General features: G+C 73.0%; 14 protein-coding genes and 1 tRNA gene. 9 read left to right on the plus strand and 6 right to left on the minus strand.

Translation table 11 applies throughout. The features are described from left to right. A complete protein-coding gene (locus WQ53_RS00510; RefSeq protein WP_052629515.1) occupies positions 1–1827 on the minus strand; it encodes a formylglycine-generating enzyme family protein in 1827 nt (608 codons plus the stop codon). Positions 1828–1945: 118 nt separating this feature from the next. On the opposite strand from WQ53_RS00510, the gene rnd reads away from it, so the two are divergent. After that, complete coding sequence (rnd, locus tag WQ53_RS00515; RefSeq protein WP_052629516.1) at positions 1946–3040, plus strand: ribonuclease D; 1095 nt, start codon at positions 1946–1948, stop codon at positions 3038–3040. 30 nt (positions 3041–3070) lie between these two features. Next, a tRNA-Ala gene (locus WQ53_RS00520) sits at positions 3071–3146 on the plus strand. A 75-nt stretch (positions 3147–3221) separates the two neighbouring features. On the opposite strand, the gene WQ53_RS00525 is transcribed toward WQ53_RS00520, so the two are convergent. The 3 genes from WQ53_RS00525 to WQ53_RS00535 all read right to left on the minus strand — a co-directional run bounded on the left by WQ53_RS00525 (position 3222) and on the right by WQ53_RS00535 (position 8153). Continuing rightward, entirely contained in the window at positions 3222–3935 is a 714-nt protein-coding gene (locus tag WQ53_RS00525; protein WP_052629517.1) for a phosphatase PAP2 family protein, read from the minus strand. Further along, positions 3916–5184, minus strand: a complete 1269-nt coding sequence (gene ispG, locus WQ53_RS00530) for a flavodoxin-dependent (E)-4-hydroxy-3-methylbut-2-enyl-diphosphate synthase (RefSeq protein ID WP_052629518.1) — start codon at positions 5182–5184, stop codon at positions 3916–3918. Before ispG ends, WQ53_RS00525 begins: the two co-directional genes overlap by 20 nt. A gap of 68 nt (positions 5185–5252) precedes the next feature. Beyond that, the gene (locus WQ53_RS00535) at positions 5253–8153 is read right to left on the minus strand and encodes a putative bifunctional diguanylate cyclase/phosphodiesterase (RefSeq protein WP_052629519.1); all 2901 of its coding nucleotides are present in this window, start codon (positions 8151–8153) and stop codon (positions 5253–5255) included. Positions 8154–8355: 202 nt separating this feature from the next. Between WQ53_RS00535 and WQ53_RS00540 the strand changes: the two genes are divergently transcribed. The 5 genes from WQ53_RS00540 to WQ53_RS00560 are packed head-to-tail and all read left to right on the plus strand — an operon-like array spanning position 8356 to position 12879. Next, on the plus strand, positions 8356–8913 hold the full coding sequence (locus WQ53_RS00540) for an RNA polymerase sigma factor (protein ID WP_052629520.1): 558 nt from the start codon (positions 8356–8358) through the stop codon (positions 8911–8913). Next, the gene (locus WQ53_RS00545) at positions 8910–9908 is read left to right on the plus strand and encodes a hypothetical protein (RefSeq protein WP_052629521.1); all 999 of its coding nucleotides are present in this window, start codon (positions 8910–8912) and stop codon (positions 9906–9908) included. Before WQ53_RS00540 ends, WQ53_RS00545 begins: the two co-directional genes overlap by 4 nt. A gap of 49 nt (positions 9909–9957) precedes the next feature. Further along, positions 9958–10560: an IMPACT family protein gene (locus WQ53_RS00550; RefSeq protein WP_052629522.1), complete on the plus strand. Its 603-nt coding sequence runs from the start codon at positions 9958–9960 to the stop codon at positions 10558–10560. Between the two features lie 2 nt (positions 10561–10562). Next, positions 10563–12341: an ABC transporter transmembrane domain-containing protein gene (locus tag WQ53_RS00555; RefSeq protein ID WP_052629523.1), complete on the plus strand. Its 1779-nt coding sequence runs from the start codon at positions 10563–10565 to the stop codon at positions 12339–12341. 16 nt (positions 12342–12357) lie between these two features. Further along, on the plus strand, positions 12358–12879 hold the full coding sequence (locus WQ53_RS00560) for a GNAT family N-acetyltransferase (RefSeq protein WP_052629524.1): 522 nt from the start codon (positions 12358–12360) through the stop codon (positions 12877–12879). A gap of 384 nt (positions 12880–13263) precedes the next feature. Here WQ53_RS00560 and WQ53_RS00565 read toward each other — a convergent pair whose 3' ends face one another. Both WQ53_RS00565 and WQ53_RS00570 read right to left on the minus strand, forming a co-directional pair. After that, positions 13264–14919 carry an acyl-CoA dehydrogenase family protein gene (locus WQ53_RS00565; protein ID WP_052629525.1) on the minus strand — a complete coding sequence of 552 codons (1656 nt, stop codon included), beginning with the start codon at positions 14917–14919 and terminating at the stop codon, positions 13264–13266. Between the two features lie 46 nt (positions 14920–14965). Further along, positions 14966–17032, minus strand: coding sequence for a GGDEF/EAL domain-containing response regulator (locus tag WQ53_RS00570; RefSeq protein ID WP_052629526.1), 2067 nt, complete (start codon positions 17030–17032; stop codon positions 14966–14968). A 197-nt stretch (positions 17033–17229) separates the two neighbouring features. Here WQ53_RS00570 and WQ53_RS00575 point away from each other — a divergent pair, with 197 nt between their 5' ends. Together WQ53_RS00575 and WQ53_RS00580 are read left to right on the plus strand one after the other, a co-directional pair. Continuing rightward, positions 17230–17742 carry a CYTH domain-containing protein gene (locus tag WQ53_RS00575; protein WP_052629527.1) on the plus strand — a complete coding sequence of 171 codons (513 nt, stop codon included), beginning with the start codon at positions 17230–17232 and terminating at the stop codon, positions 17740–17742. Positions 17743–17879: 137 nt separating this feature from the next. Continuing rightward, positions 17880–18566, plus strand: a complete 687-nt coding sequence (locus tag WQ53_RS00580) for a DsbA family oxidoreductase (RefSeq protein WP_052629528.1) — start codon at positions 17880–17882, stop codon at positions 18564–18566. The last annotated feature ends 105 nt before the right edge of the window (positions 18567–18671 follow it).

An 18671-nucleotide genomic window follows, 5' to 3' on the forward strand; every position in this document is an offset into this window, starting at 1 on the left:
TCAGATGCCGCGCACCAGGCGGAAGCCGATGCGTGCGTTGGTCATGTCCGAGTCCATCGACGCCCGCCAGGCCGAGCGGGTCTGCGCCGGCGATCCGGACCAGACCCCTCCGCGCACCACCCGCGCCCGGCAGCCCGGATTGAACCACGCCGCGCCGTCGGCCGGCGCCCGCCGGTAGCTGGCGTGCCAGCAGTCGGCGACCCACTCGCTGACGTTGCCGGCGAGGTCGTGAAGGCCCCATGCATTGGGCTGGAAGCGGCCGACCGGCGCCGGCCCCCAGTAACCGTCGCCGAAGCCGACGAAGGCGTTGTTCCAGGTGCGCCCGCTGGGCGAGACATCGTTGCCGCCGGCGAAGTTGCCCGAACCCTCCGGCGGCACCGCGGCATCGCCCCAGGGAAAGCGGGCCGGGTTGCCGGCGCGCAGCGCGTACTCGAACTCGGCCTCGCTCGGCAGCCGGTAGTGCCGGCCGGTCTGCTCGGACAGCCAGGCGGCGTAGGCCTCGGCGTCGCGCACGCTCACGTGCAGCACCGGGTCGTTCGGCGCGGCCGGACGCCCGTCGTAGCCGGAACGCCAGTCGGCGCCGCTGCGGCGGGCGAAGTTGCCGCTGCGCTCGTCGTAGACGATCGAGTTGCCGCGCCGCGTGGCCCGCGGGCGCGCACCGGACTGGGCGACGAAGCGGCCGAACTCGGCCACCGTCACCTCGGTCAGCGACATCGCGAAGCCGCGGTCGAAGCGCACGTAGTGGGCCGGCTTCTCCGCGTCGGTGGCGCCCGGCTCGGCATCCAGCGCGCCCATGCGGAAGGCGCCGTGCGGCACCACCACCATCTGCGGGCCGCGGTGGCCGTCGGCCAGCGCGTCGGTGAACACCTGTCCGGGACGGAACGCGCCGTAGTGGGTGGCCAGGTCGATCCGCTCGCGCAGCTGCGCTGCCACCGGGTCGCCCGGCGGTGCGATCTGCAGCATGTCGTCCAGCCGCGCGCGCGCCGCGCGCAGGCCGTCGCCGCGGACCAGGTCGCGCAGCGCGGCATCGCGCAGCGCGGCGATGCGCGCGTTGCGCGCCGCCTCGACCCGCTGCCGCGCTTCGCGCACCGCGCCGGCCCCGTCCTCGCGCACCGCCTGGGCATGGCCCAGCCAGCGGTCGGCGGCGGCGAAATCGAGTACCCGCGCGGCCTGCTCGGCGCGGCCGATCGCGGCACTTTCCACCGCGGCCCGGCCCTGCAGGGCGCGCACGTCGTCCGGCTGCAGTGCCAGCGCGTCACGGAAATAGGCCAGCGCGCCGTTGCCCTGCTCGCCCAGGCGGCCGGCGCGCAGATCGTCCTCGCCGGCGCGGTTGAGCGTGGACAGCCGACGGGCGGCCTCGGCGTCGCGCTGCAGCTGCTGCACCTGCGGATCGTCGGGAGCCAGCGCCCGCGCCACCGCCGCCAGCTGCTCGGCGCGCCGCAGTTCCGCCTCGTCGCCGGCGGCGTCCGCCAGCGCGCGGCGCGCCTGCGCCAGCACCGCGCCGGTCGCGCGCTGCAGCCCGCGCCGGGCCGTGCGGTCGTCCGGGTCGGCCTGCAGCAGCGCCAGGTAGATCGGCACGGCCGCCGACCCGTCCTCGAACAGGCGCCCGGACTCCAGCGCCTCGGCCGCGCGCTGCCGCCACTGGCCGCGCTCGCCCTCGCCCAGTTCGACCGGCGGCGGGGTCCACACGCCGACCACCGCCTGGCTCTCGTCGCCGCTGACCGTCACGCTGGGCCGGTCGGCGGCCTGGCCGGCCCCGACCTCGGCCGCCGCCGGTGGCGCGGACTCCGGCTCGCGGCTGCAGGCGCAGGCCAGCAGCAGCACCATCCACAGCAATGCCTGGCCGCTCGCGCGCAAGATCCCTCCTCCGTTGCCTCCGCCACCGGCGGTTTGACGTTAGGCTATCGCAGCCCGCACGGGCAACCGAGAAACCACCGGAACCCACGTGTCAGAACCCCTCTGGATAGACCAGCCGGCCGAACTGCTGCGCCGCCTGGAAGAAGCCCCGCCGCGCATCGGGCTGGATACCGAGTTCATCCGCGAACGCACCTACTGGCCGCGCCTGGCGCTGGTGCAGATGGCCGTGGGCGACGAGATCCTGCTGGTCGACCCGCTGGTGCCGGGCATGCCCGCGGCGCTGGCGGCGTGGCTGGAGGCGCCCGGCGTGCTGAAGGTGATGCACAGCGCCAGCGAGGACCTGATCGCGTTCAAGTGCGCCTGCGGTGCCCTGCCGCGGCCGATGTTCGACACCCAGATCGCCGCGGCGCTGGACGGCATCGGCGCCGGGCTCGGCTACCAGAAGCTGGTCGAACAGTTGGCCGGGGTGACCCTGCCCAAGGGCGAGACCCGCTCGGACTGGTTGCGTCGCCCGCTCAGCGCGGCCCAGCTCGAGTATGCGGCCGACGACGTGCGCCACCTGGCCGCGCTGCACGACGCCACCGCCGCGAAGCTACGCGACCTCGGCCGCGAGGACTGGCTGGCCGAGGACGTGGAGCGGCTGCTGGCGAACGCCGCCCGCGACGAGGGCGAGGCCTGGCCGCACCTGTCGATGCGCTCGGCGCAGTTCCTCGAAGGCGCCGGCCAGCGCAGGCTGCTGCGGCTGCTGCGCTGGCGCGACCAGCATGCGCGCGACAACGACCTGCCGCGCAGCTGGGTGCTGGACAACGAGCTGGCGGTGGCGCTGTCGCGCGATCCGCCGGCCGACGCCGGCGCCCTGCAGCGGCGCCTGGAGGCGCTGCCTAAGTCGCCACGCCGTCTGTCCGCGGCGATCTGGCAGGCGCTGTCCACGCCGCTGGACGACGAGGAGCGCATGCCGGCGCCGTCGGCCGAACCGGACCGCAACGCGGTCAAGCGCCTGCAGGACGCGGTCGCGCGGCGCAGCGCCGAACTGGCCCTGCCCGACGGCGTGCTGGCCTCGCGCCGGCACCTGGAGGCGCTGCTCGACGGCGGCCAGTGGCCGGCGCCGCTGCAGGGTTGGCGCCGCCGCGAACTTGAACCGGCGCTGGCGCCCCTGTTGGCACCCGCAGCCACGGCAGGCTAGAATTCCCGCCTCGCGGTTGCACCGCACCGTGGGGCCATAGCTCAGCTGGGAGAGCGCGTCGTTCGCAATGACGAGGTCGGGAGTTCGATCCTCCCTGGCTCCACCAATCTTCCAGAAGGCCCGGGCACTCCCGGGCCTTCGCTTTTCCGGTGATGCGGTCCCGTGCGAACAGCCGGCGCGATCAATCCGCCGGGTACCGCCAGCGCGAACCGTCCTGCCACGGCCGCCGGTAACGGAACAGCACCAGGTAGACGCCCGCGGTCCAGGCCAGTCCCGCCGCCCAGCCGGCGAGCACGTCGGATGGATAGTGCACGCCCAGGTACAGCCGCGACAGGCCGACCAGCCCGGTGAACGCCACCGCCAGGACCAGCACCGGCCAGCGCCAGCGCGTCCGCCAGGCCAGCAGCACGACCACCGCCGCCAGGGTCATCGAGCCCATCGCATGGCCACTGGGAAAGCTGAAGGTCGTCTCGGGCGCGATCGACTCCCACAGCGATGGCCGCTCGCGGCGGAAGGACTGCTTGGCGGCGACGTTCAGCAGCGCCGAGCCGGCGAACGCGACCATCGCGAACACCGCCTCGCGCCAGCGCCGGAACGCCAGCAGCGCCAACGACAGCAGGATGTCGACCGGGATCACCCCGTAGCGGAAGCCAGCCAGGCTGATCCAGACGAAGACCCGGTCCGCCGCCGGCGAGGCCCAGGACTTGAGCCGCAGCAACAGCGCGTCGTCGAAGACCTGCGCCTCCAGTTCGTGGAACTCGTCGGCGAGTTCGGCGAACAGCCACAGCGGCACCAGCACGCCGGCGAACAGCAGGAACAGGTAGCCCAGGTTGCCGCGCAGCACCGCGGCCAGGGCGGACAGGCGCGAGGTGCCGTCAGCCGGCCCGTCGGGCATAGCGGTTCTCGACGTAGTCGTCGATCAGCGCCACGAACTCGGCGGCGATGTTCTCGCCCTTCAGGGTCAGCTTCTTCTCGCCGTCGATGAACACCGGCGCCGACGGCGCCTCGCCGATGCCGGGCAGCGAGATGCCGATGTCGGCGTGGCGCGACTCGCCCGGGCCATTGACCACGCAGCCCATCACCGCCAGCGACAGGTTCTCCGCGCCCGGATGCGACACGCGCCACTCGGGCATCCTAGCCCGCACGTGCTCCTGCACGGTCTTGGCCAGTTCCTGGAAGAAGGTGCTGGTGGTGCGGCCGCAGCCCGGGCAGGCGGTGACCATCGGGGTGAAGGCGCGCTGGCCGGTGGTCTGCAGCAGTTCCTGCGCCACCACCACCTCGGCGGTGCGCGACTGGCCCGGCTCCGGCGTGAGCGAGATGCGGATGGTGTCGCCGATGCCTTCCTGCAGCAGCACCGACAACGCCGCGGCGGAAGCGACGATGCCCTTGCTGCCGATGCCGGCCTCGGTCAGGCCCAGGTGCAGCGCATAGTCGCAGCGCGCGGCCAGGTCGCGGTAGACCGCGATCAGCTCCTGCACGCCGCTGACCTTGCAGCTGAGCACGATGCGCTCGGCCGGCAGGCCCAGCTCGACCGCGCGCGCGGCCGAGTCGACCGCCGACAGGATCAGCGCCTCGCGCAGCACCCGGCCCGCGTCCCAGGGCTCGGCGCGGGCGTGGTTCTCGTCCATCAGCCGCGCGGCCAGCGCCTGGTCCAGCGAGCCCCAGTTGGCGCCGATCCGCACCGGCTTGCCGTACTCCAGCGCCTTCTCGATGATCGAGGCGAACTGGACGTCCTTCTTCCTGCCGAAGCCGACGTTGCCGGGATTGATCCGGTACTTGGCCAGCGCCTGCGCGCAGGCCGGCTCGCCGGCCAGCAACTGGTGGCCGTTGTAGTGGAAGTCGCCGATCAGCGGCACGTCCACGCCCATCATCTCGAGCTTTTCGCGGATGCGCGGGATCGCCGCCGCCGCCTCGGGCGTGTTCACCGTCAGCCGCACCAGCTCGGAACCGGCGCGCCACAGTTCGGCGACCTGCTTGACCGAGGCCGCCACATCGGCGGTGTCGGTGTTGGTCATCGACTGCACCACCACCGGCGCGCCGCCGCCGACGGCCACGCCGCCGATCAGGACCTGGCGGGTGGTCCGGCGCGGCCAGGGCGCGGCCGAACTGGGGGGCGTGGGACGGGTGACGGCATCGTGCTGCATGCGCGCATTCTAGACGGCCGGCGGCAACGGCGCCCGAACCGCGGTACGGCGTGACGACCGCGAACGGCTCAAACCAGCCGTCGTGCAGCCGGCCGGCCGAGCAGGAAACCCTGCCCGCAGGTGCAGCCCAGTTCGCGCAGCACGTCGCGCTGGGCCTCGGTCTCCACGCCCTCGCCCACCGTCTCGATGCCCAGGGTGCCGGCCAGGGCCAGAATCGCACGGACCAGGGCCAGGCTCTCCTGTCGCCCGCCCTCCTCGTCCAGCCCGGCGACGAAGCTGCGGTCGATCTTCAGCCCCGAGATCGGGAAGCGGTGCAGGTACGACAGCGCCGAGAAGCCGGTGCCGAAGTCGTCCAGCTGTGCCAGTACGCCGTGCTCGCGCAGGGTGTTGAGGATGCGCAGGGTGCGCGGCGCGTCGTCCAGCAGCGCGACCTCGGTGATCTCCACCCGCAGCCGCGCCGGGTCGGCGTCGGCCGACTGCACCAGGCCCAGCAGGCGGTCGGCGAAATCCGGCGAGCGGAAGTGCCGCGGCGACACGTTGACCGAGACGTAGCCGCTGCCGCCACGGGCCAGCTCGCCGATCACCTGTTCGTACAGCAGCCAGTCGACCTGCTCGATCAGCCCGCTCTCCTCGCCCAGGGCGATGAACGCCGCCGGCGACAGCAGGCCGTGGCGCTCGTGCTGCCAGCGCAGCAGCGCCTCGTGGCCGACCACCTGGCCGTCCTCCAGGCGGAGGATCGGCTGGTAGTACGGCAGGAAGTCGCGGCTGATGATCGCCCGGCGCAGGTCCGCCTCCAGGTCCAGGCTGCGCACCGCCTGCTCGCGCATGGCCTCGTCGAAGATCGCGTAGCGGTCGCGGCCCTCGTTCTTGGCCCGGTACATGGCCGCGTCGGCGTCGCGCAGCAGCTCCTCGCCGCTGCTGTAGCGCGGATGCCACAACGCGATGCCCATGCTCGCCGAGGGGAACAGTTCGCGTCCGGCCACCCATACCGGCCGCCCGATCAGCGCCAGCAGCCGCGGCGCCAGGTCGCGCACGCTGTCGCCGCCGTCCGGGCAGCTGATCAGGATCGCGAACTCGTCGCCGCCCAGGCGCGCGACCACGTCCTCGGCCCGCATCGCGGACACGATGCGTTTGGCCACCTCCACCAGCAGTTCGTCGCCGGCGGCGTGGCCGATGCTGTCGTTGACCAGCTTGAACCGGTCCAGGTCCAGGAACAGCACCGCGAACGGCATGCCGTCGCCCAGCTGCGCGCGTTCGATCGCGCTGGCCATGCAGTCCAGCAGGTAGGCGCGGTTGGGCAGCCCGGTCAGGGTGTCGTGCAGGGCCTGGTGGGTGAGCCGCTCCTCGGCGCGCATGCGCTCGCCGATCTGCGCGACCAGCTGCTCGTTGGCCGCCTCCAGTTCGGTGGTGCGCTCGACCACCCGCCGCTCCAGCTCGGCATGCGCCGCGCGCAGCCGCTCCTGCGCCCGCTGCCGGGCCAGGCCATTGCTGATGTTGTGCGCGACGAAGGTCAGCAGGCGCTGGTCGTCGGTGGAAAAGCGGATCTGCGGGGTGTAGCTCTGCACCGCCAGCACGCCGACCACCTCGCCGTCGCGGTGCAGCGGCACGCCCAGCCAGCTGTAGGCCTGGATCCCGAACTCGTGGATCTCGCCCTCGCGCGACAGGCGGTCGATGTCGGCGCGGTCGGCCAGCAGCGCTTCGCGCATGCGCAGCACGTACTCGGTCAGGCCGTTGCTGAGCCGGCGGGTCGGCCGGTGGTCGCCCTTCTCGTCGACCGAATAGACGAACTCGATCGACTGCTGGTCGTCGCTGAGCAGGGCGATGTAGAAGTTGCGGGCGTAGATCAGCTCGTCGACCGCCGCATGCACCTTGGCGTGGTACTGCTCCAGCGACTCGGAGCTCATCGCCATCTCGGTGATGCGGAACAGGGCGTGCTGCAGGCGCTCGGCGCGCTGGCGCTCGACCACCTCCTCCTGCAATTCGCGGTTGGCGTGCTGCAGCTCCAGGGTGCGCTCGCGGACCCGGCGCTCCAGCTCCACCTGGGCCTGGCGGCGGTCCAGGGTGGTCAGCACGTGCTGGGCGACGTAGCCCAGCAGCGCGCGGTCCTCGTCGGTGTAGCTGGCCGGGCGGTCGTAGCTCTGCACCACGATCGCGCCGCACACCCGCTCGCCGCGCTTCATCGGCACGCCCAGCCAGTCCTGGCTGTCGGGCCCCTGCAGCTCGCTGTAGTCGACCTGCAGCTTGCGCCGGATCAGGTTGGACGGCCCGCGCAGCGCACGCCCGTGCCGCAGCAGGGCGAAGGTCAGGCTGTTGGGCATGTCCTCCTCGGTCCACTCGTTCTCCGGCTCCGGCTGGTAGGCGTCGGCCTCGTCAGCGAAGTAGATGAAGCGGACCGATTCGCGCTGGTCGTCGTAGGTGACGATGTAGCAGTTGGGCGCGTACATCAGCGAGCCGATGATGGCGTGCAGCCGGTGCAGCATCTCGCCCATCTCGACTTCGGCGCTGGCCAGCTCGGCGATCTCGTACAGCGCCTGCTGCAGGCGCCGCGACTTCTCCAGCTTCTCCATCCGCGCCTGGGCGCGGGTGGCTTCCAGCGCCGATCCCAGCAACGTCCTGGCGGTGGCCAGCCAGCCCTCGCGCGTGGTCGCCTCCAGCGCCTCCGGCAGCCGCGCCACCAGCGACAGGTTCGCGTCCTCCGCGTCGTGCCAGGACAGCGCCAGGGTGCCGGGCTCCGCAGACAGCGAGCCGGCTTCGGCCAGGGCCAGCTCCAGCCGCCGCGCAGGACCGGCCTGCATCGCCGGCTCCATCAGGAAATGGTTGCCGAGCACCGGGTCGCGCCAGCCGACCGCCAGCTGCGCGCCGGGCGGCAGCAGCCCGTGCAGCACGGCCACCGCGCGCTCGAGCGGCGTGCGCGGTCCGGCGACCACCAGCGCCTGCGGTGCGCTCTCAACTGTGCCTGCTGGAATCATGCATCCCCGACGGCCACCCCACGACGCCAGCATAACGCGCCGATGCCCGCCCACGCCGCCCGGACCCCATCCGTCCCGCCCGGACGTTGGTACCGGCATGCGTAGTGGCATCTCCCTCTCCTGCACCCTGCCCGGCACCGGCATGCCGGCCTGGCCCGTGCGGGCGCTTGCGCCGCGCGCCGCGACCCGTAGTCTGGTGGCCATGGACCAGCCCGCGGCCGGATCGACCGATGAATCGCTGATGCTCGCCTGGGCGGGCGGCGACGCGGCCGCGTTCGAGACCCTGTACGCCCGCCACCGCGGTCCGCTGTTCCGCTTCCTGCTCGGCCAGCTGCGCGACCGCCCGCTGGCCGAGGAGGTGTACCAGGACGTGTGGCAGCGGGTGATCACCGCCCGCGAGGGCTGGCGGCCGGAAGCGGCCTTCTCCACCTGGCTCTACCGCATCGCCCACAACCGGCTCAACGACCACTGGCGCGCGCAGCGGCACCGGCCACCGGCGCCGGCCGACGCCGACCGGCGCACCGCGGCCCTGGCCGATCCGGACGACCCGGAGCGCGTGGCCAGCCGCGAGGAAGGACAGCGGCGGCTGCAGCAGGCGCTGGACGAACTGCCCGAGGATCAGCGCGAGGCGGTGCTGTTGCGCCTGCAGCAGGAACTGAGCCTGGAGGAAATCGGCCGGATCACCGGCGTCGGCCGGGAAACGGTGAAATCGCGGCTGCGCTATGCGCTGGACAAGCTGCGTGCGAGGCTGAACCCATGAATCGGCGGCACCAACCCCTGGATCCGGAAGAGCGGGCACTGGCCGACCTGCTCGCAGGCAAGGCCAACGAGCCGTCGGCGGAAGTGGATGCGCGCATCCTCGCCGCCGCCCGCGCGCCGGCGCGTCCGCCGGCGCCTGCCGCTTCCGCGCCGCGACGGCGCCGCACGCGCTGGCCGGTCGCGTTGGGCCTGGCCGCGTCGGTGACCCTGGCCGTCGGCGTGGCCTGGCAGCTGCGCGAACCGCCGATGCCGGCCATCGCACCGGCGTCGGCGCCGGCCGAAACGAGGGCGGACCTGGCCGCGGACGATGGCGCCGATACCGCAGGCACGCGCCCCGCCCCACCGCCAGCGACCGAAAGCGGATCGGCAGCCGTCGCCGCGGAAAGCCCACCCGCTGCCGGACCCGACCCGTCGGCCGAACATCGCGCCGCCGTCGCCGCCGCGGCCGAACGCTCGACGCAGCGTAAGGAAAAAGCCGGTCGCCAGGCCGAGGCGCAACTGGCGGCCGAGGCCGAGCAGGCGCGTGCGCAGCAGGCCGCCGTGGCCGCGGCCACGGAACGCTCGACCCAGCGTGCCGAGAAGGCTGCCCGCCAGGCCGCCGCGCCCCTGCCGCCGCCGCCCGAGCCGGCCCTGGACGTGGCCGAGCCGCGTCCCGCAGACCTCTACCAGGCGCCTGCACCGCCCGCGCCACCGGCACCCGTCGCCGACCGCGCGGTTCCCGCCGCGCCCGCGGTGGAGGCAGCCAAATCCCGCACGGCCGACACCCGCTCCGCCCCCGGAACCGCGACCGCGTTCGAGCAGCGGATCGTGGCGCCGGCGGCCGGCGCGAACGTGATCGACGACGACGCCCGGCTGCCGCCAGCGGAATGGCTGCAGCGCATCCGCGAGCGCCATCAGCGCGGGGAGACGGAACTGGCACGCGCCAGCCTGGCCCGCTTCGTGCGCGCGCACCCGGACGTGCCGGTGCCCGCCGACCTGCGGCCACTGGCACCCTGAGCGCGCCGCGGCGGCCGGCCGGGGCGCGGCGGCTACAATGCGCGCAGAGATGACCGACACCCTCGCCGCCCCGGCCACCCACCTGCTCGAAGTCCGGCACAGCCGCTTCCTCGCCCACGCCGCCCCGGTCGACGCACCGGCCACGGCGATGGACTTCGTGGCGCGCGCGTCCGACCCGGACGCCACCCACAACTGCTGGGCCTGGCGGGTCGGCCAGGACTACCGCTCCAGCGACGACGGCGAGCCGGCCGGCACCGCCGGCCGCCCGGTCCTGGCGGCGATCGACGGCCAGGGCTGCGACCGCGTCGCGGTGGTGGTGACCCGCTGGTACGGCGGGATCAAGCTCGGCGCCGGCGGCCTGGTCCGTGCCTACGGCGGCGCGGCGGCCGAATGCCTGCGCCTGGCCCCGCGCCGGACGCTGGTGGCGATGGTCGAACTGGAACTGGCCTGCGCGTTCGAGGACCTGGGCGCGGTGCACGCGGCCCTGCCCGCGCACGCGGCCGAGAAGGCCGGCGAGCGCTTCGAGGCCGACGGCGCGCACCTGGTCCTGCGCCTGCCGGCGGTACAGGCCGACGCGCTGCAGCTGCGCCTGCGCGACGCCACCCGTGACCGGATCCGCTTCGGCACGGCGACCGCCACGGAGGTCCACTGACAATGGCCAGGAACGACGTCGACGACAGCGGCGACCGCGGCGGCCGCCTGCGCCGGATCGGCAGCCTGGGCACGCTGTGGCCGTTCGTGCGCCGCCACCGCGGCCTGTTCTTCGCCTGGCTGCTGGCGCTGGCGGTGTCCTCCACCGCCACCCTGAGCCTGCCGGTGGCGGTGCGTTACATGATCGACCACGGCTTCAGCGGCGGCACCCAGATCAACCAGGCCTTCGGCCTGCTGTTCGTGGTCGCGGTGGTGCTGGCGGTGGCCACCGCCGCGCGCTTCTTCTTCGTGTCGCTGCTGGGCGAGAAGGTGGTGGCCGACCTGCGCGGACAGCTGTACGCGCACCTGGTCGGGCTGGACCCGGCGTTCCACGACCGCAGCCGCAGCGGCGAACTGGTCTCGCGCCTGTCGGCCGACAGCGAACTGCTGCGCAGCGTGATCGGCACGACCATGTCGGTGGCCCTGCGCAGCATGGTCACCGTGGTCGGCTCGCTGGTGATGCTGTTCGTGACCAGCCCGCACCTGGCCGCGTACTCGCTGATCGGCATCCCGCTGTCGGTGCTGCCGATCATCCTGGGCGCACGGCGCCTGGAAAAGGCCTCGCGCGCCAGCCAGGACCGGGTGGCCGACGCCAACGCACTGGCCGCCGAGACCCTAGGCGCGGTGCGCACGGTCCAGGCCTACGCACGCGAGCCGTACGAGCGCGGCCGCTTCGGCCAGGCGCTGGACGTGGCCGTGGCCACCGCGCGCCGGCGCATCGCCGCGCAGGCCGCGGTCACCGCCGCGGCGATCGTGCTGGTGTTCGGCGCGATCGTGCTGGTGCTGTGGTCCGGCGCGCACCAGGTGATCGAGGGCACGATGAGTGCCGGCACGCTGGGCCAGTTCGTGCTGTACGCGCTGATCGGCGGCGGCTCGGTCGGGGCCCTGGCCGAGGTGTGGAACGAGCTGCAGCGCGCGGCCGGCGGCATGGGCCGGATCTCCGAGCTGCTGCAGGAACAGCCGCAGGTGGCGGTACCGGCGCATCCGCTGGCGCTGCCTTCGCCGCTGCGCGGCGAGATCCGCTTCGAGCAGGTGGTGTTCCACTACCCGGAACGGGTGGACGCGCCCGCGCTCAACGGCTTCGACCTGCACGTGCGTCCCGGCGAGACCGTGGCCCTGGTCGGCCCCTCCGGCGCCGGCAAGAGCACGGTGCTGGCGCTGCTGCTGCGCTTCCACGACCCGCAGTCGGGCACGGTGCGGATCGACGGCATCGACCTGCGCGAAACCGATCCGGCGCAGCTGCGCGAACAGGTGGCGCTGGTGCCGCAGCAGCCGGTGCTGTTCGCCGCCAGCGCGATCGACAACATCCGCTACGGCCGGCTGGAGGCCAGCGACGACGAGGTGCGCGCGGCCGCGCGCGCGGCCGAGGCCGACGGCTTCGTCGAGGCGCTGCCGCGGGGCTATGCCAGCGAACTGGGCGAGCGCGGAACGCGCCTGTCCGGCGGCCAGCAGCAGCGCATCGCCATCGCCCGCGCCTTGCTCAAGGACGCGCCCGTGCTGCTGCTGGACGAGGCCACCAGCGCGCTGGACGCGCAGAGCGAGCGCGCGGTGCAGCACGCGCTGGAGAATCTGATGCGCGGCCGCACCACCCTGGTGGTGGCGCACCGCCTGGCCACGGTGCTGCGCGCCGACCGGATCGTGGTGATGGACCACGGCCGGATCGTGGCCGAGGGCACCCATGCGCAGTTGCTCGCCCAGGACGGGCTGTACGCGGAGCTGGCGCGGCTGCAGTTCCTGGATTGAGCGGACACCGCCCCCCATGACAGCCACACTGGTGCTTCCAGGCCGCGGGTACGAGCGCAGCTATCGCGGATACATCCTCGAACTTGGCGACGAGGAGCGTTACCCGTTCCCGCTGGATTTCGAGTACCGCGATTTCGCCGCGCTGCTGCGGCGCCTCGACGAATTCGCCAACGGGATCGACATCCCCGAAGGATTCGTCCCGAGTTCAACGTACTGGCTGGTCGAAGGCGGCGAGATCGTCGGCGTTTCCAACCTGCGCCACCGGCTGAACGAAAGGATCAGGCAATGCGGTGGCCACATCGGGCTGGGGATCCGGCCCTCCCGTCGTGGCCGCGGATTCGGCAACGCGTTGATGGCCCTGACGATCCGTGAGGCGCGGAAGCGAGGCATCGAGGATGTCCACATCCATTGCCACAAGGGCAACGAAGCGTCCGCACGCATGATCGTCCGCAATGGCGGCGTGCTCGACTCCGAGATCGAGGATGGGGAGCCGGCGGGAATCGTTCAAAGGTATGTGGTTGCTCCCGGCATGCCGTGAAGCCGGCGCCTAGGAAGAGGCAAGAGTCGCTGCCCAGCCCGTCCGGCCCTCAGGCACAGCCTTCGGACGTGCATCGGACTGCGCCAGCGGTGTGCAAGCGGCCCTCTTCACCACCTTCGCCTGTGGCCAAAGGAAGGGGGAGGCCAGCGGTGGTGCGGCGGTCGCCGTTCTTGCAGGAGCCCAGCCTGTTGGCGACATCGGCGTCGGGACCATGACGTCGTCGCTTGTGCCGACGGCGTCGGGTCGCCGGATGAATCCGGCTCCTACAACAGCAGCGGCTTGCATGGTCTTCTGTAGGAGCCGGGTTCAGCCGGCGACACGGGCGTCGGGGTCATGAAGGCGTCGCCTGTGCCGTCGGCGTCGCGTCGCGGGCAAGCCCGGCTTCTACAACGGCAGGGCGCGGGCGAGGATTGCGTCGAAGTCGATGCCGGGCGGCAGCGTGCCCAGGGCCAGGCCGTGCTCGCCGCCCAGGCGGCTGCGCAGGAACGCGGTGGCCAGCGGGCTGCCGGCGGCCAGCAGGACCGAGCCCTGCAGCAGCAGCGCCAGCCGCTCGACCAGCAGCCGCGCCTGCGTTTCCAGCACGTCCGCGCCGGCCGACAACTGCTGCCGCAAGCGCGCGGCCTCGCGCTCCAGCAGCGGATCGCGCGCGGCCGCCGCATCCAGCTCGGCCTGCAGCGCCTGCGCCGCGGCCGGTTCGCGCGCCAGCGCGCGCAGCACGTCCAGGCACTGGATGTTGCCGCTGCCCTCCCAGATCGAGTTGAGCGGCGCCTGCCGGTACAGCCGCGGCAGGATCGACTCCTCGACGTAGCCGGCGCCGCCCAGGCACTCCTGCGCCTCGTTGACCGCGGCCGGCGCGCGCCGGCACAGCCAGTACTTGCCGATCGCGGTGGCGACGCGCGCGAACGCGGCCGCCTGCGGGTCGTCCTGCGCCGCATCCACCGCCGCGGCCACGCGCAGGGCGAAGGCGGTCGCCGCCTCCGATTCGACCGCCAGGTCGGCCAGCACGTTGGCCATCAGCGGATGGCCGGCCAGGCGCCGGCCGAACGCGACCCGGTGGCGCGCATGGTGCAACGCCTGCGCCAGCGCCATGCGCACCTGCGCCGCGGCGCCGAGCATGCAGTCCAGCCGGGTCAGCATCACCATCTCGATGATGGTGGCCACGCCGCGCCCTTCCCCGCCCACGCGCCAGGCCCGCGCGCCGCAGAACTCGACCTCGGACGAGGCATTGGCCCAGTCGCCGAGCTTGTCCTTCAGCCGCATCACCCGGAACGCGTTCTTCGCCCCGTCGTCCAGCCGCCGCGGCATCAGGAAGCAGGTCAGCCCGTCCGGCGCCTGCGCCAGGACCAGGAAACCGTCGGACATCGGCGCCGAGAAAAACCACTTGTGCCCGACCAGCGCGTAGCCGTCGCCGGTGGGCAGCGGCGTGGCGGTGGTGGCGTTGCTGCGCACGTCCGAGCCGCCCTGCTTCTCGGTCATGCCCATGCCGAGGGTGATCCCGGACTTGCCGGCGACGGCGACGTCGCGCGGGTCGTAATGCGGCGCGGCGGCCTTGTCGGCCCATTCCCGCAGCGACGGTTCGCGGCGCAGCACCGGTACCGCGGCGTGGGTCATGGTCAGCGGACAGCTGGTGCCGGCCTCGACCTGGTGGTGCAGGTAGCTGAGCGCGGCGCGGGCCACGTGCGCGCCCGCGCCCGGCTCGTGCCAGGACAGGCCGGCCACGCCGTGCCCCTTGGCCAGTTCCATGAGCCGGTGGTAGGCCGGATGGAACTCGACCGCATCGATGCGATGGCCGTGGCGGTCGTGGGTGCGCAGGCGCGGACGGTCGCGGTTGGCATCGAAGCCGAGCCGGTACAGCTCGTCGCCGGCCAGCCGGCCATAGGCGTGCAGTCGCGCCTCGAAGTTGCCGGCCCCGCCGCGGCGCACGCCTTCGCGCAGGGCGCCATCGTCGGCCCACAGGTCGCGCGGCTCGAACGGTGGCGGCTGGTTGTCCACCCGATGGGTCTCGAACGCCGGCAGTCCCTGCACGGATGACTCCTGCATGGCCTCCTCCCGGCACGCCGGCGCGGCGCCGCCGCGCCGGACGCGCTCAGCCGAAGTCGAAATTCATCGCCGCGCCCACCGGCGCGACGAAGCCGCCGGAGACGTAGTCCACGCCGGCGCTGAACAGCTGGCTCATCGCCTGCGCGTCGTCCACGTCCTCGGCCAGGGTGGTGATGCCTTCCTCGCGCGCCCGCACGGTGATCTCGCGGACCTTGTCCTGGGCCTCGCCCGGCTTGCCCATCTCGTCGGTCAGGCCGGGATCGATCTTGAAGAAGGCCGGCTTGAAGTGGGACAGCAGCTGGAACGAGTCCAGGCCCGAACCGAACTGCTCCAGGCCCAGCCGGCAGCCCATCGGCGCCACCGCCGCCAGGAACTGCTGGGCATTGCGCAGGTGGGTGAAGACCTTGGCTTCCGGCGCCTCCAGCCACAGCCGTTCGCCGGGCACGCCGTGCACGACCAGTTCGCGGCGGATCAGGTCGACCATCTCGCTGCTGGCGAACGAGGCCGGGCTGATCCGCACCAGCAGCCGGGTCTGGCGGCCGGCGCGCTCGCGCTCGCCGAGCACCGCGATCGCGCGGCGCACCACCCAGCGGTCGATCTCGCCGAGCAGGCCGTGCTCCTCGGCGATCCCGAGGAAGCCGGACGGCGTCACCAGCTCGCCGTTGGCGTCGACCCGCAGCTGCGCCTCGTACTGTTCGCCCGGTTCGCCCTGCAGGCTCATCACCGGCAGCCAGTGCAGGACGAAGCCCTCGCCGGCCAGCGCCTCGCGCAGGCGCGCCACCCACAGGGCGATGCGCTCCTCCTCGGCGCGGTCGGCCGCGCCGGGGTCGAACACCTGCACGGTGTTGCCGCCCAGTTCGGTGGCCGCGTTCAGGCACTGGTTCGCGCGCGCCAGGATCTGCGGCACGCTGGCGATCTTCTCGCCGACCTGGACCCCGCCGATGCTGGCGGTCACCGCCACCGAGCGCTCGCCGACGCTGAACACATGGGTGGCGAAGGCATCGCGCAGCGCATCGGCCACCGCCCGGGTGCGGGCATGGTTGCCTTCCAGCAGCAGGGCGAAGCTGTGCTCGCCGAAGCGCGCCGCCTTGACGTCGGCGTCGACCGTGCCGCGCACGCGCTCGGCCAGCGCCGCCACCAGCGCGTCGGCCGAATCCAGGCCGATGTCCGGCAACAGCCGCGCGTAGTGGTCGGGATCGACCAGCAGGAAACCGTACTGGCCGCCATCGCGGCCGACCGCGGCCACCGCGTCCTCGAGCAGGCGCATGAAGGTGGGCCGGTTGAGCAGGCCGGTGACCTGGTCGCGCTGGCGCAGCTCCTCGACCTCGCGCGCCAGCTCCGGGTCCAGTTCCTCGCGGCGGCGGAACACCACCTGCACGCAGGCCTCGCCCTCGTAGCTGGCGGTGGCGAACTCGAGCTTGGCCGGGAAGGTGCTGCCGTCGACGTGGCGCGCCTCCATCAGGTACTCCGGCGGCGGCGGCTCGCCCTTGGACAGCGACTTGAGCAGCTGCTTGAAGCCGTCGATGTGCTGCGGGCCGACCAGGTCCAGCAGCGACATGCCCTCGACCTCGTCGAATGCCTCGAACCCGAACATCTCCAGGTAGGCGTCGTTGGCGCGGATGTGCATGCCCTCGTGGATGTAGGCCACCGGGTCGCGCGAGGAGGCGATCAGCGAGTCGCAGCGGCGCTCGGTCTCGCGCAGCTGCGCCTCCAGCCGGCGCAGGCCGCGGCGGGCCTCCAGGTCGGCCCATTCGCGGCGGACGGTCTCCAGCAGGTGCTCGGGGCGGTGCTTGAGCACCAGCGCCCGCACGCCGCCGCCCAGCGCGCCGAGCAGCGCCGCCTCGTCGATGCGGTCGACCAGCAGCAGCAGCGGCAGGTCCTTGCCGCTGGCGGCCACCTGCGCGCGCACCTGCTCCAGCGGCATCGCCGCCGAATCGGCGGCCACCACCAGGTCCACCGGCTGGCTGGCGACCATCTGCGCCAGTTCCGCCGCGTTCTGCGGCCGCAGGGGTCGCACCGCGATGCCGCCGTTGCGCAGGGTACTGACGATCGCCTCGGCGTCTTCCACGCGGTCGTCGACGATGAGCAGGCGGATCGCGGTGTCTTTCTGCATGCGTTGGGCCAGGGGAGCCTTGTCGGAATGGACGCTCGGGGGAAAGCGCCGGGGAAGCCGGTTTAATACACGATGGCCGCCGGAGCGTCCATGACGCGTTGCGTGAAAACCGCCGCCGGTCACCGGCCGCCGCGCACCGCGCGCTAGCATGTGCGGCGGCCCGCGACGGGCAATGGCAGCGGGCGGAGGACGCGGGCATGGGCATCGAGATCGAACGCAAGTTCCGGGTCGCCGGCGAGGGCTGGCGCGCCGCGGCCGAACGGGTCCAGCCGATGGCCCAGGGTTATCTGAACGACCTGGACGCGGTCGAAGGCGGCGCGCAGAAGGCCTCGGTGCGGGTGCGGATCGAGGGCGACCGGGCCTTCCTCAACCTGAAGTCGCGCGAGCTGGGGCATACCCGGCAGGAGTTCGACTACCCGGTGCCGGTGGCGGACGCGCGCCAGCTGCTGGCGCTGTGCACGGGCGGGCTGGTGGAGAAGCGACGCCACTACGTCCGCCACGAAGGCCACCTGTGGGAAGTGGACGAGTTCCTCGGCGACAACGCCGGGCTGGTGGTGGCCGAGATCGAACTGGACTCGGCCGACGAGGCCTTCGCCCGCCCGGCCTGGCTCGGCGCCGAGGTCACCGACCAGCCGCGCTACTACAACCTGGCCCTGGCCGGGCGCCCCTATTCGCAGTGGAGCCCGCAAGAGCGCAACGGCTCGTTGTAGGAGCCGGGTTCAGCCGGCGACACGGGCGTCGGAACCATGAAGGAGTCGCCTGTGCCCGCGCGTCGTGTCGCCGGCTGAACCCGGCTCCTACAACGAGGCTGCTTGCCCGGCACCGCGACAGCCCCCATCTTGCCGCCATGAGAATCGACATCTGGTCCGACGTGGTCTGTCCGTGGTGCTGGATCGGCAAGCACCGCTTCCAGCGCGGCCTGGAACTGCTGGGCGCCGACGCGCCCGCGGTGGACGTGCACTGGCATCCCTTCCAGCTCGACCCCGAGTCGGACACCGAGCCGGTGCCGCTGCGCCAGGCCTACGCGGCCAAGTTCGGCGGCGCCGAGCGCACCGAGCAGATCCTGTCCCAGACCCAGGCCACCGCGCGCGCCGAAGGCCTGCCCATGGATTTCGGCCGCGGCCAGGTCCGGGTCACCACCTTGCCCGCGCACCGGCTGATGTGGCTGGCCGCACGCGAGGGCGATGCGCAGGCGGTGGGCGAGGCGCTGTTCCGCGCCCACTTCGCCGAAGGCCGCAACCTGGCCGACCCGGCGACGCTGGTCGACGCCGGTGCTGCCGGCGGGTTGGCGGCCGCACGCATCGGTGCCTTCCTCGATTCGGACGAGGGCCTGGCCGAGGTCCGCGCGCAGCTGGCGCAGGCCCAGGCGATGGGCATCCGCGCGGTGCCGACCTTCGTCATCGACGGCCGCTACGCGGTCCAGGGCGGGCAGGCGCCGGAAGTGTTCGCGCAGGCGCTGCGGCAGGCGATGGCCGATGCCACGCCGGCGCCCGCACCCGGTCAGGCCTGCGGCCCCGAGGGCTGTTCCGTGTAGGAGCGGGCATGACCGCGCCCCGGGCGTCGGGATCATGACGGCGTCGCCTGTGCCGACGGCGTCGGGTCGCGGTCATGCCCGCTCCTACAGGGGCTGCGCCGCATC

The sequence above is a fragment of the Pseudoxanthomonas suwonensis genome, assembly GCF_000972865.1.
Taxonomy (GTDB): domain Bacteria; phylum Pseudomonadota; class Gammaproteobacteria; order Xanthomonadales; family Xanthomonadaceae; genus Pseudoxanthomonas; species Pseudoxanthomonas suwonensis_B.

Coding starts and splice junctions, on each gene's coding strand:
- WQ53_RS00525 (WP_052629517.1), bottom strand. CDS start 3,935: ATGCCCGACGGGCCGGCTGACGGCACCTCGCGCCTGTCCGCCCTGGCC.
- WQ53_RS00555 (WP_052629523.1), top strand. CDS start 10,563: ATGGCCAGGAACGACGTCGACGACAGCGGCGACCGCGGCGGCCGCCTG.
- WQ53_RS00570 (WP_052629526.1), bottom strand. CDS start 17,032: ATGCAGAAAGACACCGCGATCCGCCTGCTCATCGTCGACGACCGCGTG.
- WQ53_RS00540 (WP_052629520.1), top strand. CDS start 8,356: ATGGACCAGCCCGCGGCCGGATCGACCGATGAATCGCTGATGCTCGCC.
- WQ53_RS00535 (WP_052629519.1), bottom strand. CDS start 8,153: ATGATTCCAGCAGGCACAGTTGAGAGCGCACCGCAGGCGCTGGTGGTC.
- WQ53_RS00560 (WP_052629524.1), top strand. CDS start 12,358: ATGACAGCCACACTGGTGCTTCCAGGCCGCGGGTACGAGCGCAGCTAT.
- WQ53_RS00565 (WP_052629525.1), bottom strand. CDS start 14,919: ATGCAGGAGTCATCCGTGCAGGGACTGCCGGCGTTCGAGACCCATCGG.
- ispG (WP_052629518.1), bottom strand. CDS start 5,184: ATGCAGCACGATGCCGTCACCCGTCCCACGCCCCCCAGTTCGGCCGCG.
- WQ53_RS00510 (WP_052629515.1), bottom strand. CDS start 1,827: ATGGTGCTGCTGCTGGCCTGCGCCTGCAGCCGCGAGCCGGAGTCCGCG.
- WQ53_RS00550 (WP_052629522.1), top strand. CDS start 9,958: ATGACCGACACCCTCGCCGCCCCGGCCACCCACCTGCTCGAAGTCCGG.
- WQ53_RS00545 (WP_052629521.1), top strand. CDS start 8,910: ATGAATCGGCGGCACCAACCCCTGGATCCGGAAGAGCGGGCACTGGCC.
- WQ53_RS00575 (WP_052629527.1), top strand. CDS start 17,230: ATGGGCATCGAGATCGAACGCAAGTTCCGGGTCGCCGGCGAGGGCTGG.
- WQ53_RS00580 (WP_052629528.1), top strand. CDS start 17,880: ATGAGAATCGACATCTGGTCCGACGTGGTCTGTCCGTGGTGCTGGATC.